General features: G+C 72.3%; 20 protein-coding genes and 1 pseudogene. 12 read left to right on the top strand and 9 right to left on the bottom strand.

What is annotated here, in order from left to right; translation table 11 throughout:
• Positions 1-107 precede the first annotated feature (107 nt).
• Positions 108-989 (top strand): LLM class F420-dependent oxidoreductase, encoded by an 882-nt coding sequence (locus IPZ69_RS04490; RefSeq protein WP_235452371.1) that lies wholly within the window; start codon positions 108-110, stop codon positions 987-989.
• Positions 990-1,121: 132 nt separating this feature from the next.
• Here IPZ69_RS04490 and IPZ69_RS04495 read toward each other — a convergent pair whose 3' ends face one another.
• Positions 1,122-1,679 carry an NADPH-dependent FMN reductase gene (locus tag IPZ69_RS04495; protein WP_235452372.1) on the bottom strand — a complete coding sequence of 186 codons (558 nt, stop codon included), beginning with the start codon at positions 1,677-1,679 and terminating at the stop codon, positions 1,122-1,124.
• Positions 1,680-1,777: 98 nt separating this feature from the next.
• On the opposite strand from IPZ69_RS04495, the gene IPZ69_RS04500 reads away from it, so the two are divergent.
• Positions 1,778-2,461 carry a TetR/AcrR family transcriptional regulator gene (locus IPZ69_RS04500; RefSeq protein WP_235452373.1) on the top strand — a complete coding sequence of 228 codons (684 nt, stop codon included), beginning with the start codon at positions 1,778-1,780 and terminating at the stop codon, positions 2,459-2,461.
• A gap of 71 nt (positions 2,462-2,532) precedes the next feature.
• Here the strand turns inward: IPZ69_RS04500 and IPZ69_RS04505 are convergent, their stop codons facing one another.
• Both IPZ69_RS04505 and IPZ69_RS04510 read right to left on the bottom strand, forming a co-directional pair.
• Entirely contained in the window at positions 2,533-3,669 is a 1,137-nt protein-coding gene (locus IPZ69_RS04505; protein WP_235452374.1) for an FAD-dependent oxidoreductase, read from the bottom strand.
• A gap of 132 nt (positions 3,670-3,801) precedes the next feature.
• Positions 3,802-4,485: a TetR/AcrR family transcriptional regulator gene (locus tag IPZ69_RS04510; RefSeq protein WP_235452376.1), complete on the bottom strand. Its 684-nt coding sequence runs from the start codon at positions 4,483-4,485 to the stop codon at positions 3,802-3,804.
• A gap of 125 nt (positions 4,486-4,610) precedes the next feature.
• Between IPZ69_RS04510 and IPZ69_RS04515 the strand changes: the two genes are divergently transcribed.
• Positions 4,611-5,657, top strand: a complete 1,047-nt coding sequence (locus tag IPZ69_RS04515) for a LacI family DNA-binding transcriptional regulator (RefSeq protein ID WP_235452379.1) — start codon at positions 4,611-4,613, stop codon at positions 5,655-5,657.
• A gap of 144 nt (positions 5,658-5,801) precedes the next feature.
• Here the strand turns inward: IPZ69_RS04515 and trxA are convergent, their stop codons facing one another.
• Entirely contained in the window at positions 5,802-6,182 is a 381-nt protein-coding gene (trxA, locus tag IPZ69_RS04520) for a thioredoxin (protein ID WP_235452381.1), read from the bottom strand.
• Between the two features lie 119 nt (positions 6,183-6,301).
• Between trxA and IPZ69_RS04525 the strand changes: the two genes are divergently transcribed.
• Entirely contained in the window at positions 6,302-7,738 is a 1,437-nt protein-coding gene (locus tag IPZ69_RS04525) for a dihydrolipoyl dehydrogenase family protein (RefSeq protein WP_235452382.1), read from the top strand.
• Positions 7,739-7,760: 22 nt separating this feature from the next.
• Here the strand turns inward: IPZ69_RS04525 and IPZ69_RS04530 are convergent, their stop codons facing one another.
• Together IPZ69_RS04530 and IPZ69_RS04535 are read right to left on the bottom strand one after the other, a co-directional pair.
• Positions 7,761-8,456: a peptide deformylase gene (locus IPZ69_RS04530; protein ID WP_235452383.1), complete on the bottom strand. Its 696-nt coding sequence runs from the start codon at positions 8,454-8,456 to the stop codon at positions 7,761-7,763.
• Positions 8,457-8,583: 127 nt separating this feature from the next.
• Positions 8,584-8,931: a tetratricopeptide repeat protein gene (locus IPZ69_RS04535; protein WP_235452556.1), complete on the bottom strand. Its 348-nt coding sequence runs from the start codon at positions 8,929-8,931 to the stop codon at positions 8,584-8,586.
• Positions 8,932-9,180: 249 nt separating this feature from the next.
• Between IPZ69_RS04535 and IPZ69_RS04545 the strand changes: the two are divergent.
• Together IPZ69_RS04545 and IPZ69_RS04550 are read left to right on the top strand one after the other, a co-directional pair.
• A pseudogene (locus IPZ69_RS04545) lies at positions 9,181-9,390 on the top strand (hypothetical protein); the annotation flags it as partial.
• A gap of 159 nt (positions 9,391-9,549) precedes the next feature.
• The gene (locus IPZ69_RS04550; RefSeq protein ID WP_235452384.1) at positions 9,550-10,428 is read left to right on the top strand and encodes a COG4705 family protein; all 879 of its coding nucleotides are present in this window, start codon (positions 9,550-9,552) and stop codon (positions 10,426-10,428) included.
• Between the two features lie 4 nt (positions 10,429-10,432).
• On the opposite strand, the gene IPZ69_RS04555 is transcribed toward IPZ69_RS04550, so the two are convergent.
• From IPZ69_RS04555 to IPZ69_RS04565, 3 genes are all read right to left on the bottom strand, one after another.
• Positions 10,433-11,812, bottom strand: coding sequence for a sensor histidine kinase (locus IPZ69_RS04555; protein ID WP_235452385.1), 1,380 nt, complete (start codon positions 11,810-11,812; stop codon positions 10,433-10,435).
• Positions 11,809-12,471 (bottom strand): response regulator transcription factor, encoded by a 663-nt coding sequence (locus IPZ69_RS04560; RefSeq protein WP_235452386.1) that lies wholly within the window; start codon positions 12,469-12,471, stop codon positions 11,809-11,811. The genes IPZ69_RS04555 and IPZ69_RS04560 overlap by 4 nt, the downstream gene beginning before the upstream one ends.
• Before the next feature lie 190 nt (positions 12,472-12,661).
• Positions 12,662-13,441, bottom strand: coding sequence for a COG4705 family protein (locus tag IPZ69_RS04565; protein WP_235452387.1), 780 nt, complete (start codon positions 13,439-13,441; stop codon positions 12,662-12,664).
• A 335-nt stretch (positions 13,442-13,776) separates the two neighbouring features.
• Here IPZ69_RS04565 and IPZ69_RS04570 point away from each other — a divergent pair, with 335 nt between their 5' ends.
• The 6 genes from IPZ69_RS04570 (at position 13,777) to IPZ69_RS04595 (ending at position 19,713) form a co-directional block, all read left to right on the top strand.
• Complete coding sequence (locus tag IPZ69_RS04570; protein WP_235452388.1) at positions 13,777-14,724, top strand: ATP-binding cassette domain-containing protein; 948 nt, start codon at positions 13,777-13,779, stop codon at positions 14,722-14,724.
• Entirely contained in the window at positions 14,721-15,560 is an 840-nt protein-coding gene (locus IPZ69_RS04575) for an ABC transporter permease (protein ID WP_235452389.1), read from the top strand. Before IPZ69_RS04570 ends, IPZ69_RS04575 begins: the two co-directional genes overlap by 4 nt.
• A gap of 70 nt (positions 15,561-15,630) precedes the next feature.
• Positions 15,631-16,911, top strand: coding sequence for a sensor histidine kinase (locus IPZ69_RS04580; RefSeq protein ID WP_235452559.1), 1,281 nt, complete (start codon positions 15,631-15,633; stop codon positions 16,909-16,911).
• Positions 16,908-17,597, top strand: a complete 690-nt coding sequence (locus IPZ69_RS04585) for a response regulator (RefSeq protein WP_235452391.1) — start codon at positions 16,908-16,910, stop codon at positions 17,595-17,597. The genes IPZ69_RS04580 and IPZ69_RS04585 overlap by 4 nt, the downstream gene beginning before the upstream one ends.
• A 203-nt stretch (positions 17,598-17,800) precedes the next feature.
• Positions 17,801-19,021: a sensor histidine kinase gene (locus tag IPZ69_RS04590; protein ID WP_235452392.1), complete on the top strand. Its 1,221-nt coding sequence runs from the start codon at positions 17,801-17,803 to the stop codon at positions 19,019-19,021.
• A complete protein-coding gene (locus IPZ69_RS04595; protein WP_235452393.1) occupies positions 19,018-19,713 on the top strand; it encodes a response regulator in 696 nt (231 codons plus the stop codon). Before IPZ69_RS04590 ends, IPZ69_RS04595 begins: the two co-directional genes overlap by 4 nt.
• The last annotated feature ends 191 nt before the right edge of the window (positions 19,714-19,904 follow it).

The following is a 19,904-nucleotide window of genomic DNA, read 5'->3' on the forward strand; positions in this document are numbered from 1 at the left end:
CCGCTCACCTGTGCTGTACTGGCGCCGTTGACCAACTCCGACCTGATCCGCCGGACAGGCCCTAGCTTCGTGTGCGACGGCGAGAATCCGGGCGCGAGGAGACGGACATGCGCGTGGGCGTGCACATCAACCGGTTCGACCACTTTGGCGGCGGGCCCGCGCTCGGCGGCGAACTGGCCGCCGCGGGTGCCGCGGCCGAGGCGGCGGGCGTGAGCTGGCTGTCGGTGATGGACCACTACTTCCAGATGGAGTTCAACGGCGGCGCCGAGGCACCGATGCTGGAGGCCTACACGACGCTGGGCTACCTCGCCGGCCACACCTCCACGGTCCGGCTCGGCGCGCTGGTGACCGGAGTGACGTACCGCCATCCAGGGCTGCTCGCCAAGATCGCCACCACCCTCGACGTGCTGTCCGGCGGCCGGGCCACACTCGGCATCGGGGCGGCCTGGTACGACCGCGAGCACCACGGGCTCGACGTGCCCTACCCGCCGCTGGCCGAGCGGTTCGAGCGGCTGGAGGAGACCCTGCGGATCTGCCTGCAGATGTGGGACCCGCGGGACAACGGCCCCTTCGAGGGCCGGCACTACCGGCTCGCCGAGACCCTGTGCGTACCGGCGCCGGTGAGCGCGCCGCACCCGGAGATCATGATCGGCGGCGGGGGAGAGAAGAAGACGCTCCGGCTGGTCGCCCAGTACGCGGACGCCTGCAACCTGATCCCCTCGTCCCCCGAGGAACTGCGGCACAAGCTGGCGGTGCTGCGCGGGCACTGCGACGCGGTCGGCCGTGACTACGACACCGTCCGCAAGACCTTCGCCTACACCGGCGACCCCGCCACCACCGGCGACCTCGACGCCTTCCTGCGCGACATCGACGGGTACGCGAAGCTCGGCATCGACACGGTGATCCTGGCGCCGCGCCTGGGCGAGACGGCCGAGTGGATCGAGCGGTTCGCCGCGCCTGCCGTGCGCCGGCTGGCCGACCTCGACTGACGAGGCCAGGTAGGGCCGGGGCGGTCGGGGGCGCCGGGCGAGGGCGGGATCCGGTGGCCGAGGCGGGAGCGGGCGGCGCGAAGGGGCCGGAGCTCGGTGAGCTCCGGCCCCTTCGGTGTGCGGGGGCCCGGATCAGGCGGCCGCGCCCACGTTGCCGTGCAGGCGCGCGACGACCTCGGTCAGCTGCGCGGCGACCTCGGCGTCGTCGACCGGGTGGGTCTCGGCGAAGCGGGTCACGGAACCGGGGATGGAGAGCTTGATGTCCTCGATCACCTTGCCGCCGGCGATGCCCACGGCCTTGCGGGCCTCGTCCTGGGCCCACACGCCGCCGTACTGGCCGAAGGCGGTGCCGATCACGGCGACGGGCTTGCCGCCGAAGGCGCCGGCGCCGTACGGGCGGGACAGCCAGTCGATGGCGTTCTTCAGGACGGCCGGGATCGTGCCGTTGTACTCGGGGGAGAAGAGCAGGAACGCGTCGGCGGCCTGGGCGGCCTCACGCAGACGCGCGGCGGCGGCCGGCACGCTGCCCTCGACGTCGAGGTCCTCGTTGTAGAAGGGGATCTCGGCGAGGCCCTCGTAGACGTTGACCTCGGAGCCCTCCGGAGCGACCTTGACGGCCGCCTCGGCGAGCTGGCGGTTGTGCGAACCGGCGCGGAGGCTGCCGACGAGCGCGAGGATACGAACAGACATGGGGAACTCCAAGGGGGGTGAAACACTGCCGCTACATCCGGACCGGGGTCCGCTTAGTTTCTAGCACCCCAAGCGGACCGCGGTCCAGTTTTCTTCCCGTGCTTTACGCTGTCTTCATGTCCAGCGCCCTGCCGCCCTTCCCGAAGCAGCCCCAGGAGCCCGTCGAAACACCCCAGTTGCTGGAGGTCGGCTCCGCGCCCGACGAGCCGTGCCTGCGTGCCGACGCGGCCCGCAACCGTGCCCGGCTGCTGGAGGCGGCCGCCCGGCTGGTCGCGGAGCACGGAGCGGCCGGGGTCACCATGGAGGCGGTGGCCGCCGCGGCCGAGGTGGGCAAGGGGACGGTCTTCCGCCGCTTCGGCGACCGCACCGGCCTGCTCACGGCGCTGCTGGACCATTCGGCGAAGAAGCTGCAGGCGGACTTCCTCTGCGGGCCGCCGCCGCTGGGGCCCGGCGCACCGCCGGTCGAGCGGCTGCGGGCGTTCGGCGTGGCGGTGCTCTACCGCACGGCCGAGCAGCTGGACCTGCAGCTGGCGGCCCAGGCGGACGGGGCCCGCCGGTTCTCCCACCCCTCGGTCCGGGCGCTGCACACGCACGTCATGGTGCTGCTCCGGCAGGTTCAGCCGGACGCCGACTGCGAGCTCCTCGCCCACACGCTGATGAGCCGCCTCGACCCCGCCCTGATCCTCCATCTGACCCGGGAGTGCGGGATGCCCCTGGAGCGGCTGGAGGCCGGCTGGCTCGACCTCGTCGCCCGCGTGACGGGCACGGAGGCGGCAGGATGACGGGGGCGCGGTCGTCCGCGTGACGGTTGCGCGGTCGTCCGCGGGTACGAATCCGTCCCGCCGAGCCCCGTTCAGCCGCCGGCGGTGAACATGTCGATCAGCCCCTGCGGGGCGTCGGCGCCGAACAGCAGCTCGATGCCGCGTGCGGAGGCGGCCGCGGCCGCCTCGCCGCGCGGGAACAGCCGCTCCTCGTAGGCGGCCAGCGCCGCCTCGGTCGCGCCGGGGTGCGCGGCGATGGCCAGGCCCAGTTCGGCGCCGTCGAGCAGCGCCAGGTTGGCGCCCTCGCCCGCGAACGGCGACATCAGGTGGGCGGCGTCGCCGAGCAGCGTGACACCGGGGACCCGGTCCCAGCGGTGGCCGACCGGCAGGGCGTGGATGCGCCGCGGCACCAGCGCGCCGTCCGCGTCCGCGACCAGCGACCGCAGGCTCTTGTCCCAGTCCGCGAAGTGCTCCAGTACGGCCGCCCTGGCCGCCTCGGTGTCGCCGAAGTCGATGCCGTTCAGCCACTCCTCGGGGGCCACCACGGCGACGTACACGTGCAGGCTGCCGTCGCTCTCGCGGTGGGCGAGGAAGCCCCGCCCGGGCGCGAGCGCGAAGAGCATGCCGCCGCCGACGACCTCCGCGCCCACCGGGTGCCGCAGTTCGGCCTCCAGCAGGTCCGCCTCGACGAACGAGACGCCCGTGTAGGCGGGTTGGGCGGGGGAGAGCAGCGGGCGGATCCGGGACCAGGCGCCGTCCGCGCCGACCAGGAGGTCCGTGGTGAACCCGCTGCCGTCCGCGAGCACGACCTCGTGCCGGCCGCCGCCGAGCGGGCGGGCCGCGGTGACCTTCGCGCCCCAGCGGATCGTGCCCTGCGGCAGCGAGTCCAGCAGCAGGTCGCGCAGCGCGCCGCGGTCGATCTCGGGCCGTCCGCCGGTGCCGTCGTCGGCCTCGGCCATGCGGACCACGGCGTCCTTGTCGAGGACCCGCAGCTCCTGGCCGCCCGGGAGGACCCGCGCGAGGAACCGCTCGTGCAGTCCGGCGGCGCGCAGGGCCTCCTGCCCGGACTCGTCGTGGATGTCGAGCATGCCGCCCTGGGTGCGGGCCTCGGGTGAGACGTCGAGGTCGAAGACGGCCGCCTCGATGCCGTGCACGTGCAGGACCCGGGCGAGGGCGAGCCCGCCCAGTCCGGCGCCTACGACGGCCATGGGGTGGTGGGGCAGGGTCATGGTGGCCTCCTGAGGTGTGCTCGGTGGGGTGTGGCGGTCCACTCGGTCCGGGGCGTGGTCGGTCGGCCCGGGGGAGGGTGGGTTCGGCCCGAGGGAGCGTCAGTTCGGCCCGGTGGGTGGTCCGGTGGGTGGTCAGTTCGGTACGGCGGTCCGCTCGATGCCGACGATCAGTGCCTGGAACGCCCATGACAGGCGGGTCTCGGGCGCCCCCGACACCAGCTCGCCGGCGGTCGCGGCGATGTGCGGGTGGGTGCGGTCGGACGCCTCGCGCAGGGCCCGGGTCAGGGCGTCCCAGTCGTCCCGGGCCAGGGGCGAGGCGTCCTGGCCGGCGTGCTCGGCGGCCGTCGCGGTGGCGTGCTGGAGGAGCAGGTCCACGCCCCACGCGGCCTGCGCGGGCGGCACCCCGCCCTCGTCCAGCAGCGCCAGCAGCGTCTCGATCAGGTTCAGGTAGTGCGGGCCGCTGGGGCGGGCCGACAGTGCGGAGCGGGCGAGGCTCGGGTGTTCGAGGAGCATCACGGTGTACGCGGTGAGCACCCGCTCCAGCCGTTCCCGCCAGGTTCCCTCGGCCGGGGCCGGTCCGACGGTGCCGAGCAGTTCGTCCAGGACGGCGGCGTGCAGCTCGTCGGTGTTGCGCACGTACACGTACAGCGAGGCCGGGCCGGTGTCGAGCTCCTGGGCCAGGCGGCGCATGGTGACCTTCCGGAGTCCCTCGGCGCGCAGCACGTCGACGGCGGCGGCCACGATGCCCTCCCTGGTCAGGGCGGGCTTGGCCGGGCGCTCGCGGCGGCTGCGGGGGGAGTCGGGGCGGGCTGTCATGCCTTCACGCTAACGAACATGTTCGTAAAGAACAAGTACGCGACGAACATGTTCGTCGCAGCGTGTCCGTGGGTCGGGAATCCCGTGTTCCCCCGCCGGGTTCGGGCCTTGGGGCTTCTGCCAAGATGCGGTACGTCATGGTGCAGATACCGAACACGCCCTCGTCCGCGTCGCCCGCACCGCGCTCCGTTCCCACGAGCGCCGATGTGGCCCGACTGGCCGGCGTATCGCGCGCGACCGTCTCCTACGTCCTCAACAACACCAGTGCCGTGCGGATCAGCGAGGCCACGCGCCGTCGCGTCCGCGAAGCCGCCGAGGAACTCGGCTACGTGCCCCACGCCGCCGCCCGCAGCCTGCGCGCCGGACACAGCCGCATGGTCCTGATGCCCGCCCCGACCGTGCCGGTCGGCCCGCTCTACAGCCAGTTCATCAACGATCTCCAGTGGGCGCTCGGCCGCCTCGACTACACGGTGGTGCAGTTCGGCACCGTCGGTCTGCGGGGCGACGAGGCCGCCCGCGCCTGGGCCGAACTGCGGCCGGTGGCCGTACTGGCGCCCGGCGCGGAACTCGGCCCCCAGGGCGTCGCGGTCCTCAAGCGGGCCGGTGCCCGCGCCGTGGTCACGCTCGGCCCCGACGGCGTCGAGGGGGCCCACGCGCTGCTCATGGACCACGACAGCGTCGGCCACTGCGCCGGCACCCACCTGTACGCCCGCGGCCGGCGCCGGATCGGCGTCGTCGTACCCGAGGAACCGGGCCTGGAGGTCTTCTCCCGGCCCCGCCTCGACGGCGTACGCCAGGCCCTGCGCGACACCGACGCGACGGTGACCGAGCTGCCGCTCGCCCACGAGGAGCGGGCGGCCGCCGAACTGGCCGCGCGCTGGCGGCAGTCGGGACTCGACGCCGTCTTCGCCTACAACGACGAGTACGCGATGCTGCTGATGCGCGCCCTCCAGGACGAGGGTGTCCGCGTCCCCGAGGACGCGGCGGTGATCGGCGCCGACGACCTGATGCTCGGCCGGCTGCTGCGGCCGCGGCTCAGCACGGTCCGCATCGACCTGCCCTCCGGCCGCGACCTCGCCGAACTGGTCGACCGCGCGGTGCGCGACCCCGGCGCCGAACCCGAGACCCACAAGGTGCTCGGAGCGTCGGTGGTGCACCGCGACTCCACCTGACGGCGGACTCCGTGCGGGCCGGCCGTCCCGCAGCGGACGCAGAACCGCCCGCGGCGCGCGACGCGCCGCGGGCGGTACCCATCAGCATCTCTTCCACCGGCCCGCGGTCCGGACCGGAGCCGGACCCCGCGGGGCCTTGCCGGCCTACTGCTCGCCGCCCTCCGCCTGCTGCGCGGCGACGGCCTTGCGGACCTCGTCCATGTCCAGCTTGCGGGCCTGGCCGATGACGTCCGTCAGAGCGGCCTCCGGCAGGGCGCCCGGCTGGGCGAACACGGCGACCCGGTCGCGGACGATCATCAGCGTGGGGATCGACTGGATACCGAAGGCCTCGGCCAGCTCCGGCTGCGCCTCGGTGTCCACCTTGCCGAACACCAGGTCCGGGTTCTCCTCGGCGGCCTTCTCGTAGACCGGTGCGAACTGACGGCACGGCCCGCACCAGGACGCCCAGAAGTCGATCAGGACGAAGTCGTTGTCCGTGACCGTCTGGTCGAAGTTCTCCTTGGTGAGCTCCACGGTGCTGCTCATGCGCGTTTCCTTCTTCCTGCTGTGGGGGCGAAGCCGTGGGCACAACACGGCCACCCGGTGAGGTATTCCGCGCTCGTACCCGTGTGGCCCCCGCGCACACCACCCAGCAGACTGTGCCCATGACGGAAACGGAATCCATCGCGTACGACGTCGTGGTGCTCGGGGCCGGACCCGTGGGGGAGAACGTGGCCGACCGCACCCGCGCGGCCGGCCTTTCCACCGCGGTCGTGGAGAGCGAGCTGGTCGGCGGCGAGTGCTCGTACTGGGCGTGCATGCCCAGCAAGGCCCTGCTGCGCCCGGTCATCGCCCGCGCCGACGCCCGCCGCCTGCCCGGCCTCGCCCAGGCGGTGCAAGGTCCCCTCGACACCACGGCGGTCCTCGCCCGCCGCGACGACTACACCTCGCACTGGAAGGACGACGGCCAGGTCGGGTGGCTCGACGGCATCGGCGCCGACCTGTACCGCGGCCACGGCCGCCTCGCCGGACCGCGCACGGTCACCGTGACCGGCCCCGACGGCGACGTCACGACCCTCACCGCCCAGCACGCGGTCGCCGTCTGCACCGGCACCCGCGCCCAGCTGCCCGGCCTGCCAGGACTCGCCGACGTCAAGCCCTGGACCAGCCGCGAGGCCACCAGCGCCCAGTCCGCGCCCGGCCGGCTGATCGTGGTGGGCGGCGGCGTGGTCGCCACCGAGATGGCCAACGCCTGGCAGGCCCTCGGCTCCCAGGTCACCCTCCTCGTTCGGGGCAAGGGCCTGCTGCCCCGTATGGAGCCCTTCGCCGGCGAACTGGTGGCCGAGGCGCTCACCGAGGCCGGTTCGGAGGTCCGCTTCGGCACCTCCGTCGCGTCCGTGACCCGTGAGAACGGCACCGTCGTGGCGGTCACCGACGCCGGCGACCGCATCGAGGCCGACGAGATCCTCTTCGCCACCGGCCGCGCCCCGCACACCGACGACATCGGCCTCGACACGATCGGCCTGGAGCCCGGTTCCTGGCTGCCCGTCGACGACAGCCTCCGGGTGACCGGCAGCGACTGGCTCTACGCGGTCGGCGACGTCAACCACCGCGCCCTGCTCACCCACCAGGGCAAGTACCAGGCGCGCATCGCGGGCGCCGCCATCGCGGCCCGCGCCCTGGGCGTGCCCATCCTGGAGTCGGACCCCTGGGGCGCCCACGCCGCCACCGCCGACCACCACGCCGTACCCCAGGTCGTCTTCACCGACCCCGAGGCCGGCGCCGTCGGCCTGTCCCTCGCCGAGGCCGAACAGGCCGGCCACCGCGTCCGGGCCGTCGACGTCGAGTTCTCCTCGGTCGCCGGCGCGGGCCTGTACGCCGACGGCTACCGGGGCCGTGCCCGCATGGTCGTCGACCTGGACGAGGAGATCCTGCGCGGCGTCACCTTCGTCGGCCCCGGCGTCGGCGAACTGATCCACTCGGCGACCATCGCGGTCGCCGGCCAGGTCCCGGTCAACCGCCTCTGGCACGCGGTCCCGTCCTACCCGACGATCAGCGAGGTCTGGCTGCGCCTGCTGGAGGCGTACCGGGACGGCGCCTGACCGGCCCCGGCCTCACCGCCCGCTAGCGGCCTTCCCCTTCCCGGCCCGTGGGAAGTTCCCTGGTCAGGGGAAGGGGGAAGCCGAGCGCCGCTGCCGCCGCTTCCGGCGTCGGCTGTGTCCAGCGCTCCACCATCGACTGGTTGGAGGACAGGGAACGTAGTTCCGCGCGGTCCAGGTAGAGAGTGCCGTCGAGGTGGTCCGTCTCGTGTTGGACGATGCGGGCGGGCCAGCCGGTGAACGTCTCGTCGACGGTGCGGCCGTGTTCGTCCTGGGCGCGCAGGCGCACCTCGGCGTGGCGGGCGACCACGGCCTGCCAGCCCGGCACGCTCAGGCAGCCCTCGAAGAACGCGGCGCGGGCGGTGCCGACCGGCTCGTACGACGGGTTGACCAGGACGCGGAACGGCTGCGGGACCCGGCCGCGGGCCAGCCGTACCTCGTCCGGGACCGGCGCCGGATCCTCGACGACCGCGAGCCGGAGTTCCACTCCGACCTGTGGCGCGGCCAGTCCGACGCCCGGGGCCGCGTGCATGGTGCGGCGCAGCGCCTCGATGAAACGGGCCAGCAGGGCGGGCTCCAGCTGGCCGTCGAACGGCTCGGTGCCGCGCCGCAGTACCGGGTCGCCGGCCGCGACGATGGGCAACGGGCCGTCACCCGCGAGGAGTTGCTCGACCCGTTCGGCGAGGGGCGCGCGTTCGGCACGGTCATGGGGAGTCGCCATCGGGTCAGCATGCCACGGGCCGCCCGGTGACGGTGCCGGCCCGGAGCGTCGAGCGCGTGCGCGGGGCCCGGTTCAGGTGAACCGGGCCCCGTGTGCCGTGCGTCGGCGCCGTCCGACGCCGCCGTGATCAGTCGCGGTCGAGGTCGCCGACGAGCGCCGAGGCGATCCGCAGGTGCGGCTCCGCCTCCGCGTCCCGCGCCTGCCGCTGGAGCGTGCGGCCCAGCAGCAGCCGGGCGTAGTGTTCCACCGGGTCGCGCTCGACGATCACGCGCAACTCGGCCTCGGCGCGCCGCAGTTGGGCCGAGTGGTAGTAGGCGCGCGCCAGCAGCAGCCGGGGTCCGGTCTGCTCCGGCACCTCCTCGACCAGCCCGGCCAGGACACGGGCCGCGCCCGCGTAGTCCTTGGCGTCGAAGAACTGCCGCGCACGCTCCCAGCGCTCCGCCGCCGTTCCGTGGTCGTAGTACGTCGTCTCCACCTGAGTCTCCACTCGTGACCTCCTTCGAGGCCGACAACGGAGGCGGATGGTTCAATATTCCACTACTTCATTCCGCTATTCGCCGAGGGCGGCCAGCTCGGCGTTGGCCCGCTCGGTCACGAGGGTCAGCACGCGGCCGGCGACGGCCCGGTCCTCCTCGGAGATGCCCGCGTAGGGGCGGTCGGCGACGGCCGAGCCCTCGGCGGAGGCCTTGGCGTACAGGTCCCGGCCCGCGTCCGTGATCCGTAGAGCTTCTGGATCGCCTACATCCTCACCCGGCCGCTCGGCGCCTCGATCGGTGACTACCTCTCCCAGCCGACCTCGGACGGCGGGCTGGGCCTCGGCACGGTGATCACCAGTTCCCTGTTCCTGACCGTCATCCTGGGTCTGGTCGTGTACCTGGGGGTGACCCGCAAGGACGTCGCCACGCCGGAGCGGACCGGCCGACAGACGGTGTGACCTGTACCCATTACGTGTTCAGGATGCGTTCAGGATCTCTGTGCCACGGTCGAAGAGATCGATCTCGGCCGCCGTCGGCGGCCGACTCAACTCACAGGGCGCTCGTCCCGACTCCGGGGGCGAGCGCCCTGTCGTTCGACCGGACAAGGAGAAGCTGAGTTGGAGAAATCCGAGGTCTTCACCGACCTCGACGTGGCGAACACGTCGGGAACGACCAAGTCGGTGATGAAGAAACTGCCCGAGGTCACGCTGGCTTTCTGGATCATGAAGATCGCCGCGACGACCCTGGGCGAGACGGCGGGCGACCTCTTCGCACAAACCCTGAAGCTGGGCTACTTCCTCACCACGATCGCGCTGTTCGTGATCTTCGTGGTGACCCTCGTGGTGCAGCTGCGATCCAGCCGCTACAACCCGTTCTTCTACTGGACCGTGATCCTGTCGACCAGCATGGCCGGCACCACGATGTCCGACTTCATGAACCGCGACGCCAGCGCCAAGTTCCTCTCGAACGGCGCGACCAAGCTGGGCTGGGGCCCACAGGGCCTCGGCCTGGGCTACCCCGCCGGAGCGGCGATCCTGATCTCGATCCTCCTGGCGATCTTCCTCGCCTGGAAGCTGAGCGGGATGACCTTCCAGATCCGCGACATCGTCACGTTCAGGGGCGAGGCCCTGTTCTGGGCGGCGATCCTCGTGTCGAACACCCTCGGCACCTCGATGGGCGACTTCCTGTCCGACAGTTCCGGCCTCGGCTACGCCGGTGGCGCGCTCCTCGTGGCCGGGGCGCTCGGCGTGCTCCTGGCACTGATGAAGGTGCCGGTCGTGCCCAACGTGCTGCTGTTCTGGATCGCCTTCGTCCTCACCCGCCCGCTGGGCGCCACCGCGGGCGACTTCCTCACCAAGCCGGTCGCCAAGGGCGGCCTGGACCTCGGCACCGCGGGCTCGTCCGCCGTGCTGCTCGTCCTCCTGTTCGGGCTGATGGCTTACGCCCACATGCAGGAGCGCCGGACCGCCACCGCGCCGGCGCACGAGGAGCGGTAGCCGGTCACCCGGCGGGGAGACTGACGGTGAACCTGGCTCCGGGCGTGTGCCCGGGATCGTAGGAAACCTCGCCGCCGACGGCGCGGGCCAGACGTCGCGCGAGCGGCAGTCCGAGGCCCGCGCCGTCGTGGCCGTCGCCGGTGTCGGCACGGCGGCCGGGCTGGAACAGCTCGTCCACGAACGGCTCGGGCACACCGGGGCCGTCGTCGACGACGTCGATCCACACGCCACTGGGCAGGCGTCGCGCGGACACGACCACGCTGGAGCGGGCATAGCGGACGGCGTTGGCGAGCAGCGGGCCGACGATGCGTTCGAGGAGGGCGGATGCCACTCCCGCCTCCAGCACCCGCGTGCCCGTCTCCACCGTGGCCTTCACCCGGTCCGGCGGGTCCAGGCTCCGCAGCAGGTGACTCAGCACGGGCACGACATCGGTCGTCGCGGGAGCGGTCGCCGGGTTGAGCGCGTTCTCGCGGGCGTCGTTGAGGAGCGTGTCGCAGATCGAGCGCATGGACTGGGCGGCCTCGCTGATCACCTCGTGAGTGGCCTGGGTCTCGGCTTCGGAGCGCGGGCGGGCCCGCCACCAGTCGAGTTCCATGATGATCCGGGCGAGCGGCGTGCGCAGTTCGTGGGACAGCTCTCCCGTCAGCTGCTGCTCATGGCGCAGGACGGTGCGTATGCGGTCGAGGAGCGCGTCCAACGAGCCGCCCAGACGGGCGAGTTCGACCGGGTGGTCCGCCGCGCCGAAGCGGTCGTCGGAGCCCACGGCGCTCCACTGGGTGGCCTGGTCGGTCATCGTCCGCACCGGTCGCAGCGCCCGGCCGACGGACAGGCGCGTGAGGACGTACGTGCATCCGAGCATCACCGCGTCCAGGACGAGCGACGCCAGCAGCAGGGTGTCGGCCGAACTGCGGTACGGAGCCAGGTCCAGGGCGGTGACGACCGTGGCCGTGGCGTCGCGGCCGGGGATCCGCTGGGAGCACAGCCGGACGGGCCGGTGACCGTCGGCCGTCGCGCACACCGGCTTCGGCTGTGCGGCCAGCCGGCCGGCGGCCCGGGTCAGCGGGCTCCCCGTGGTGGCGGAGGGGGGCTTCTCCAGCAGGCGGGCGCCCGCGTAGATCCACACGTTCGCGTCGAGGAGGCGGTCGTTGACGGTCTCCAGGATGCGCACCCGGGGACCGCTGGTGTCGACGGTGGTGGTCACCGCCGCCGCTCTGGTGCGCAGTTCGTCGTCCACCTGGTGCTGCAGGTGCTCGTCCATCACGGCGTTGAACGCCACGGTCAGGACCGTCATCAGCAGGGCGGCGGTGGCCAGCGCCACGAGGGAGAGCCGGCCCCGCAGGGTACGCGGGACCAGGCGGCGCGAGCGGCGCAGGACGCGGTTCATGACAGGCGGTGTCCGACGCCACGTGCCGTCTCGATCGTCAGCCGGCTGCCGGCCCGGCGCAGCTTGCGGCGCAATCGGGTCAGGTACTGGTCCACCGTGTTGTCGGTGACGTGCGTGCCCTCGGGCCAGCCGGCCCGCACCAGATCACGGCGCCGCACCAGCGTTCCGTCGGCGGCGACGAGTGTGGCCAGCAGCCGGAACTCCGTCGGGGAGAGGTCGGTGCGGACCCCGTGCACGGTCGCACTGTGGTCCACCGCGTCGAGGACCAGATCGCCGGTCGCGGTGCTGGGGCGTGGGGCGGCCCGTCTGATCCCCGCGCGCAGCCTGGCGGCGAGTTCGGCGAGATGAAAGGGCTTGGGCAGGTAGTCGTCGCCCCCGGCGGAGAAGCCGGACAGGCGGTCGGTGAGATGGTGCCGGGCGGTCAGGAAGATCACCGGGGCGAGGAAGCCGTTGGCGCGCATGGCCTGGCAGACGTCCCGCCCGTCCGAGTCGGGCAGGCCGACATCCAGGACGGCCGCGGCGGTGTCGGCGGTCGCCAGCCGCAGGGCGGTGGCACCGTCGGGGGCGAGGACCGGCTCGAACTCCTCGTCCTGCAGGCCTCGGCGCAGCACGTCCCGCAGGGCGTGATCGTCCTCAACAACCAGGATCTTGGGTCGCATGATCCTCCGTCGGCCCTGCGGCCATGCTCGTACGTGCGAGGGGCGTCTCGGGCGGCCACCGGGCGGTCGCCCCCGAGCGAGCGGATGACCACAGAAAAGTAGACCGTCTACGCAACTGTAGACGAACCCCGGACCAGGAGGGTTCCCGAGCCGCGCCTCCTCCTGTCGTACGCCCTGTCCGTCGTACGCCCTAGCGCTCGACGTCCTGACGGGACACGGCCAGGTAACCCACGAAGCACACAATGGCGACCGTCCAGGCGAGGGTGACCGGCCCCAGCCCCAGTCCGAGCCCGCCGCGGGCATGGCCGAGTGCCATCCAGTCGGCGAGGGACGCGCCGAGGGGACGAGTGATCACGTAGGCGGTCCAGAAGGACGTCACGGCGTTCAGTCCGGCGAAGCGGTGGGCGAGGGCGGGCACGCAGATCGCGGCGGCGAACAGGGCGACGGAACCCAGGTATCCGAAGCCGACGGTGGCGGTCAGGTCGCCGGCCGCGGTGCCGAGGGCGAACGTGGCGAGAACGGCCGCCCAGTAGAAGGCCTCGCGGCGGCGGGTGCGGATGCTGTGGATGGAGAGGGTGCGCTCACTGGCGTACCACAGGGCGAAGACGGCGGCCAGTGCGGTGAGGAACAGCGGAGTCGACACCGTGTAGGAGATGCCGAGGCCGACGTGCAGGACGTCGGCCGCCATCGTGCCGAACACGCTGACCATGACGATGGCCGTCCAGTACACCCAGGCGACGTACCGGCGGACGGCGAACTGGACGACCAGGGAGGCCACCAGGGCCAGACCGCCCAGCGCGACCGCCGGGACCGGGCCGAGCAGACGGGCCAGCAGATCCGATGCCGTCTCACCCATGCCCGTCGTGAGGACTTTGATCATCCAGAAGTAGACGGTCACTTCCGGCACCTTGTTCAGCAGGGGCCGGAGGGGAGCGAGGGGGCGGTCGTCGAGGAGGTGCTCTGTGGTCATGACGCGCACGATGACACGGTGAAGTCCCGGTTCCACAGATGCCTTTGCCATTGTTTTGACGCCTCAAATGCATGAGTTTCAAAAGCGGGCCGGCAGTCTGACCGCAACCTGAACACCTTGAGGAAATCCCTGGTCAGGCGAATTGCATCGGTGATATCCCGGTACTTTCGCATGCCCTGCTCCGTGCCACGTCGGCTCGGTGTCCCGTAGTACCGCGGTACCACCGAAGGGCCCGGGTTCAGCCTCCGGTACCACCGAAATGGGGCGATCTCGAACTTAGGTTGTGGGTGTGGCGTCGGATACGACGGACGCCGAGCCCGAGAGAAAGAGCGCCCATGATCGACGCACGGCAGTTGACCAAGAGGTACGGCGAGAAGACGGCCGTGGACGGCCTGGAATTCGTCGTGAAGCCGGGCACGGTGACCGGCTTTCTGGGCCCGAACGGAGCGGGCAAGTCCACGACGATGCGCATGGTCGTCGGCCTGGACGCCCCCACGAGCGGCTCCGTCACGGTGAACGGCCACCGCTACGGCCGGCATCGGGCACCGCTCCAGGAGGTCGGAGCCCTCCTGGAGGCCAAGTCGATCCACCCGGGCCGATCGGCCTACCACCACCTCAGGGCGCTGGCGCTGACGCACGGCATCCCCCGCCGACGCGTCGAGGAGGTCGTCGACATCGCCGGCCTGAGCGGCGTGGCCAGGAAGCGGGCGGGTTCCTTCTCCCTCGGGATGGGCCAGCGGCTCGGCATCGCCGCGGCCCTGCTGGGCGACCCGCAGACGGTGATGCTGGATGAACCCGTCAACGGGCTCGACCCCGAAGGCGTGCTCTGGATCCGTAACCTCCTCACGTCGCTCGCCGAGGAAGGGCGCACGGTGTTCGTGTCGTCGCACCTGATGAGCGAGATGGCGCTGGTGGCCGACCACCTCATCGTCGTCGGGCGTGGCCGGCTGCTCGCCGACACGACCGTGCGGGACCTGGTGCGCGAGGCGGGCGGCGACACCGTGCGCGTGGCCACGCAGGACCCGGCGCGGTTGAGGGACGTCCTGGCCGGGCCGGGCGTCGACGTCACCGGGCGGATCGGCTCCGAGGAGTTGCAGGTCACCGGGCTGACCGCGCGCGAGATAGGCCTGACGGCCGCCGAACACGGGATCGCGCTGTTCGAACTGAGCACGCGCCAGGTGTCGCTGGAGGAGGCGTTCATGAACCTGACCAGGGATGCCGTGGAGTATCACGGCTCCACCACCGGCACCAGGACCGTCGAGTCCGTCGGGAGGCTCGCATGAGCACCCTCACGGCGGCCACCGAAGCGGCTCCCACCGCGCCCGCCCGTCCCGCCTACCGGGTGACCGGTCGGCGCGTGCTCGCCTCGGAATGGGCCAAACTCTGGTCGCTGCGGTCGACCTGGATCACGCTCGGCCTGGGACTGCTGTTCCTCGTCGCGTTCGGGCTGATCGCCGCCGGCCGCTACAAGTCCGGGCTCGGCTCCGGCCGCATGGACCGGGACTTCGCCCGTTCGACCGCGGTGAGTCTCTCGCTCTTCGGCACGAACTTCGCCCAGTTGGCCCTGGGCTTCCTCGGTGTGCTGGTCACCGCGGGGGAGTACTCGACCGGCATGATCCGGTCCACCCTGGCGGCCGTACCGAGGCGTCTCCCGGTGCTCTGGTCGAAGGCGGCCGTGCTCGGCCTGGTGGCGCTGGTCATCGGCACGATCGGCGTGTTCGTCGCCTTCCTGTTCGGCAGCCGGATCGTGGCCGGCACACCCGCGGGCATGGACTTCTCGCACGCCGGGGTCCTGCGGAGCCTGCTGGGAGCCGGGCTCTACCTGGGCCTCGTCGGCGTGATCGGCACCGCCCTGGGCTCGCTGCTCCGCTCCGTGGCGGGCGGCATCTCGGTGCTGGTCGCCGCGCTGATGCTGATTCCCGGACTGGTCACCCTGCTCCCCAGCTCTTGGCAGGACGACATCAGCCCCTGTCTGCCGAGCAACGCGGGGGAGTCGATGTTCGCCCTGACCCACGACGCCACCAGCCTGCCGCCCGGGGCCGGGCTGCTGGTTCTCCTCGGCTGGACCGCGCTCGCGCTGTCCGGGGCGGCGTACCGGCTGCTGCGCAGCGACGTCTGACACCCCGCATGATGATCAGGTGACCCCCGTGACCTCCGAGGCCACCGTGCCCGACGAAGACATCGGCGGGATGGGACCGCTGGTCGCCCGGCTGTCCCGGGCCGGCCAGCGGCTGCGCCAGGCCGACCGGGCTCATCCCTGGGTGCTGGACACCGCGGTGGCGGCGCTGGTCTTCCTGATGGTCTGTCTGCCGGACCTGCTGCACGCGGGCGGCGGCGGTGACGGCGACGGTCCACGGCGCTTCCGGCTCGCGTTCACCCGGCTTCCGCTCGTCGGGATGCTGGCGCTGCAGGCCGGGCTGGTCGTGCCCCTGCTGTGGCGCCGCCGCAGACCCGCGGTCGCCTTCGGCGCCGTCACGGTGGTGTTCGTCGTCCAGTGGTCGCTGGGTGCCGCGCTGCGCGCGGACATGGCGCTGTTCGTCGCCCTGTACAGCCTCGCCCTGCACGGACGGCTGCGGCAGCTGCCCTGGGCCTGCGGGGTCATGGCGGGTGCGATGGCGCTGGTCGCGGCGCGGGTGTCCGTGGTGGTCTCGGTCGGGGACGCGCTGTTCTTCCTCCTGAGCACGGCGACCGCGGCCCTGGCACTCGGCCTCGTGGTGCGCATCCGCCGGGCCCAGCTGGCGGGACTGCGCGACCGGGCGGCCCGCCTGGAGGTCGAACGCGACCAGCGCAGCCGGCTCGCCGCGGCGGCCGAAAGGGCACGCGTGGCCCGCGAGATGCACGACATCGTCGGCCACAACCTGTCCGTCATCATCACCCTTGCGGACGCCGGGGCCTACGCCACCGCACGCGCTCCGGAACGGGGCAGGGAAGCCCTCCTCATCATCGGTGACACGGGCCGGCAGGCCCTCGGAGAACTGCGGCGCGTGCTCGGCGTCCTGCGCGACGTGGCGGACGGCCGGCCGGACGGCCCGGAGCTCAGCCCGCAGCCCGGCCTCACGGACATCGACGCACTCTGCGAAGGGGTACGCGCCGCGGGCCTGGCCGTCGTCTACCGGACCGCCGGTGAGGTGGGCACGCTCGACAGCGGGGTACAGCTGGCGGTCTACCGCATCGTTCAGGAAGCCCTGACGAACACGCTCAAGCACGCCGGAGCCGACACCCGGGTGAACCTGTCGATCGTCCTGAAGGACAGCGAGCTGACCGTCAGGATCCAGGACAGCGGGCCGGCCGGTGGAACGGGCGGTGGAACGGCCGGCCGACCTGGCACGGCGAACGAGGAAGGACAGGGTCTGGTGGGTATGCGCGAACGGGCGGCTCTCTACGGCGGGAGCCTGAGCGCGGGTCCCGCCGACGGCGGTTGGACCGTGCAGGCCGTCCTCGACCCCGTGTCCCCGGGCGGTGCCCGGTGACCACCGTGCTCGTCGTGGACGACCAGCCGCTGCAACGCTACGGCTTCCGTATGCTCCTCGACTCGGTCCCCGGGACGGAGGTCGTCGGGGAGGCCGCCCATGGCGCGGAAGCGGTGCGCAGGGCGGCCGAACTGCGCCCCGACGTCGTCCTCATGGACGTACGCATGCCCGGTATGGACGGCATCGAGGCCACCCGCCGCATCACCGCCGCGGGCGACCGCTCCCGCGTCCTCGTGCTCACCACGTTCGACCTCGACGAATACGTCCACGCCGCCCTGCGCGCCGGAGCCAGCGGCTTCCTGCTCAAGGACGCCCGCCCCGAGGAACTGCTCGCCGGGATCCGGGCCGTCGCCGTCGGCGACGCGGTGATCGCTCCCGCGCTCACCCGCCGCCTCCTGCACGAGTTCGCCCAGCTCGTGCCCCGCACGGGTGGGCTTCCCGAGGATCCGAGGCTGAGCAGCCTCACCGACCGCGAACGCGAGATCCTCGTCGCCATCGGCAAGGGCTGGACCAACCGCGAGATCGCCTCGCACTTCGTCCTGTCCGAGTCGACCGTCAAGACCCACGTCGGCCGGGTCCTGGCCAAGATCGGCGCGCGCGACCGCGTGCAGGCCGTGATCTTCGCCTACGACCACGGGCTGGCCCGGCCCCATGCCGGAAGTTCCGACGGAGAGGGCGCGATGTGACACCGGATGTCTCCGTGACACGCGTCCGCGGTCACCGGACAAGGTGACGGTCCAGCGGCCCACCGACCGGTCCGCCGACGGCTCGTCACTCGAAGAGATCAGTTCCCGCGATGGTCTGACTGGGCTGCTGGGAGCCGGAATTCGGGGTGCGGGCCGCGTTCGCCGGCTCGGCATCGCGCGAGCGGCGTCCCTACGGTGTTGCCATGGCAGTGAGCAGCGGCCGTCTGCGGGCGACCCGAAGTGCGACTCGTGACGTGCTGGGCGCGTCGGGGCTGTTCGTGCTGTCCGTCGTGGCCGCCTCGGTCGTCCCGCACGAGCACCGCTTCGTACTGCGCTGGCCCGCTGTCCTGCTGGCCGCTGTCGGCTGTTTCGCGCTGCTGGGGCGGCGCCGCTACCCCTTCGCCGTGGTGGCCTGTGCGGTCGGCTGCGGGGCGGCGTTCCAGCTACTCGGGTTCCGGGAGAGCCCGCTGGTGACCAGCCCGGTCATCGCGTCCGTGTACTCGGTGGCCGCGCTGACGGACCGCCGTACGGCCCTGACAGTGGCCTCGGCTTCGGCGGCCGTCCTGGTCGGAGCCGCCGTGGTGCACTCCCCGCGGTCCTGGCTGCAACCGGACAACGCCGCCATGGTGGCGTGGACGGCCCTGCCGGCGGCCGTCGGGGACGGAGTGCGCTCGCGCCGCGCCTATGTCACGGCCGTGGAGGAACGGGCGGAGCACGCGGAGCGGACCCGTGAACAGGAGGCGCGGCAGCGCGTGGCGGCCGAGCGCGTCCGGATCGCCCGCGAGCTGCATGACGTCGTCGCCCATCACATCGCCCTGATCAACGCTCAGGCCGGTGTGGCGGCCCACGTGGGGAAGCGGCGCCCCGAACACGTCCTCGCCGCCCTCAAGGACATCGAGGAGACCAGCCGCTCGGCGCTGGACGAGCTGCGGGTCACGGTGGGCCTGCTGCGCCAGTCCGGCGACAGCGACGCACCGCGCGATCCCATCCCCGGCCTGGCCCAGGTACCGGCCCTGCTCGCCTCGCTCGAACGCGTCGGCCTCGACGTCCTGTGCACCCGCCAGGGAACGGCCCAGCCGCTGACTCCCGCGGTCGATCTGGCCGCCTACCGCATCGTTCAAGAGGCGCTGACCAATGTGCGCAAGCATGGCAGCGCGGACAAGGCCCGGCTGGGCCTGAGCTACACCCCTCGGTGGTTGACCATCACCGTCGAGGACGACGGTCGCGCGTTCGCGCAGGGGCCGCGGCAGGGTACCGGCCACGGGCTGATCGGCATGCGGGAGCGGGCCGCCAGCGTGGGCGGGACACTCACCGCACAGCCGCGGCCCGAGGGCGGATTCACCGTGATCGCCGAACTACCTCTGCGCTCCGCCGCGGCAGCGGGGAGCGCGGCATCGCCCGTACCACCGGAGGGCCGGACATGACGATCCGCGTTCTGCTCGCTGACGACCAGGCGTTGCTGCGGGGCACCTTCAAGATCCTTTTTGATTCCACGGAGGACATCGAGGTCGTGGGCGAGGCGTCCGACGGCCACGAGGCCGTGGAACTGACGCACGCGCAGCGCCCCGATGTGGTCCTGATGGACATCCGGATGCCCGGGACGGACGGCCTGGACGCCACGCGGGCCATCAGCGAGGCCGAGGACCTCGCGGCCGTGAAGGTCCTCATCCTGACCACCTTCGAGAACGACGAGTACGTCGCGGAGGCCCTGCGGGCCGGGGCGAGCGGGTTTCTGGGCAAGGGGGCGCAGCCGGACGAGCTCCTCGACGCCGTCCGCACGGTGGCCGCCGGTGAGGCGCTGCTGTCCCCGGCGGCCACGCGCGCCCTGATCACACGCTTCCTGGCACAGCCCGAACCCCGCACCGGCGTGGTGCACGAGCAGCTGGCCTGCCTCACCCCTCGGGAGCGCGACGTGGCGAGGCTGGTCGCGCTCGGCCTGTCGAACGCCGACATTTCCGAACATTTGTTCGTCAGCCCGTTGACCGTCAAGACGCACGTCAACCGCGCCATGAGCAAGCTCGACGTGCGCGACCGGGCCCAGCTCGTCGTCATCGCCTACCAGTGCGGCCTGGTCAGCGCGACGACGGATCGCGGTCCCTCCTCCCTCTCCGTATGACAAAGGCCCAGCCGGGCGCCCCTTTCTCCCCATGCGGAGCAGTTCCTCCCGCCGGGTACTGCGGTCGCAGTACCCGGTAATCACTGCGGGGGGACGACGCGCACAGGGGTGGTCTTCGGCCAACCTGGATCTGCGCCACAAGGGCTGAATCCATGCTTCGCACGGCCCCCTGAACCATCTGGACCTTGTGG

It is taken from the genome of Streptomyces olivochromogenes, from assembly GCF_021538895.1.
GTDB classification, from domain to species: domain Bacteria; phylum Actinomycetota; class Actinomycetes; order Streptomycetales; family Streptomycetaceae; genus Streptomyces; species Streptomyces olivochromogenes_A.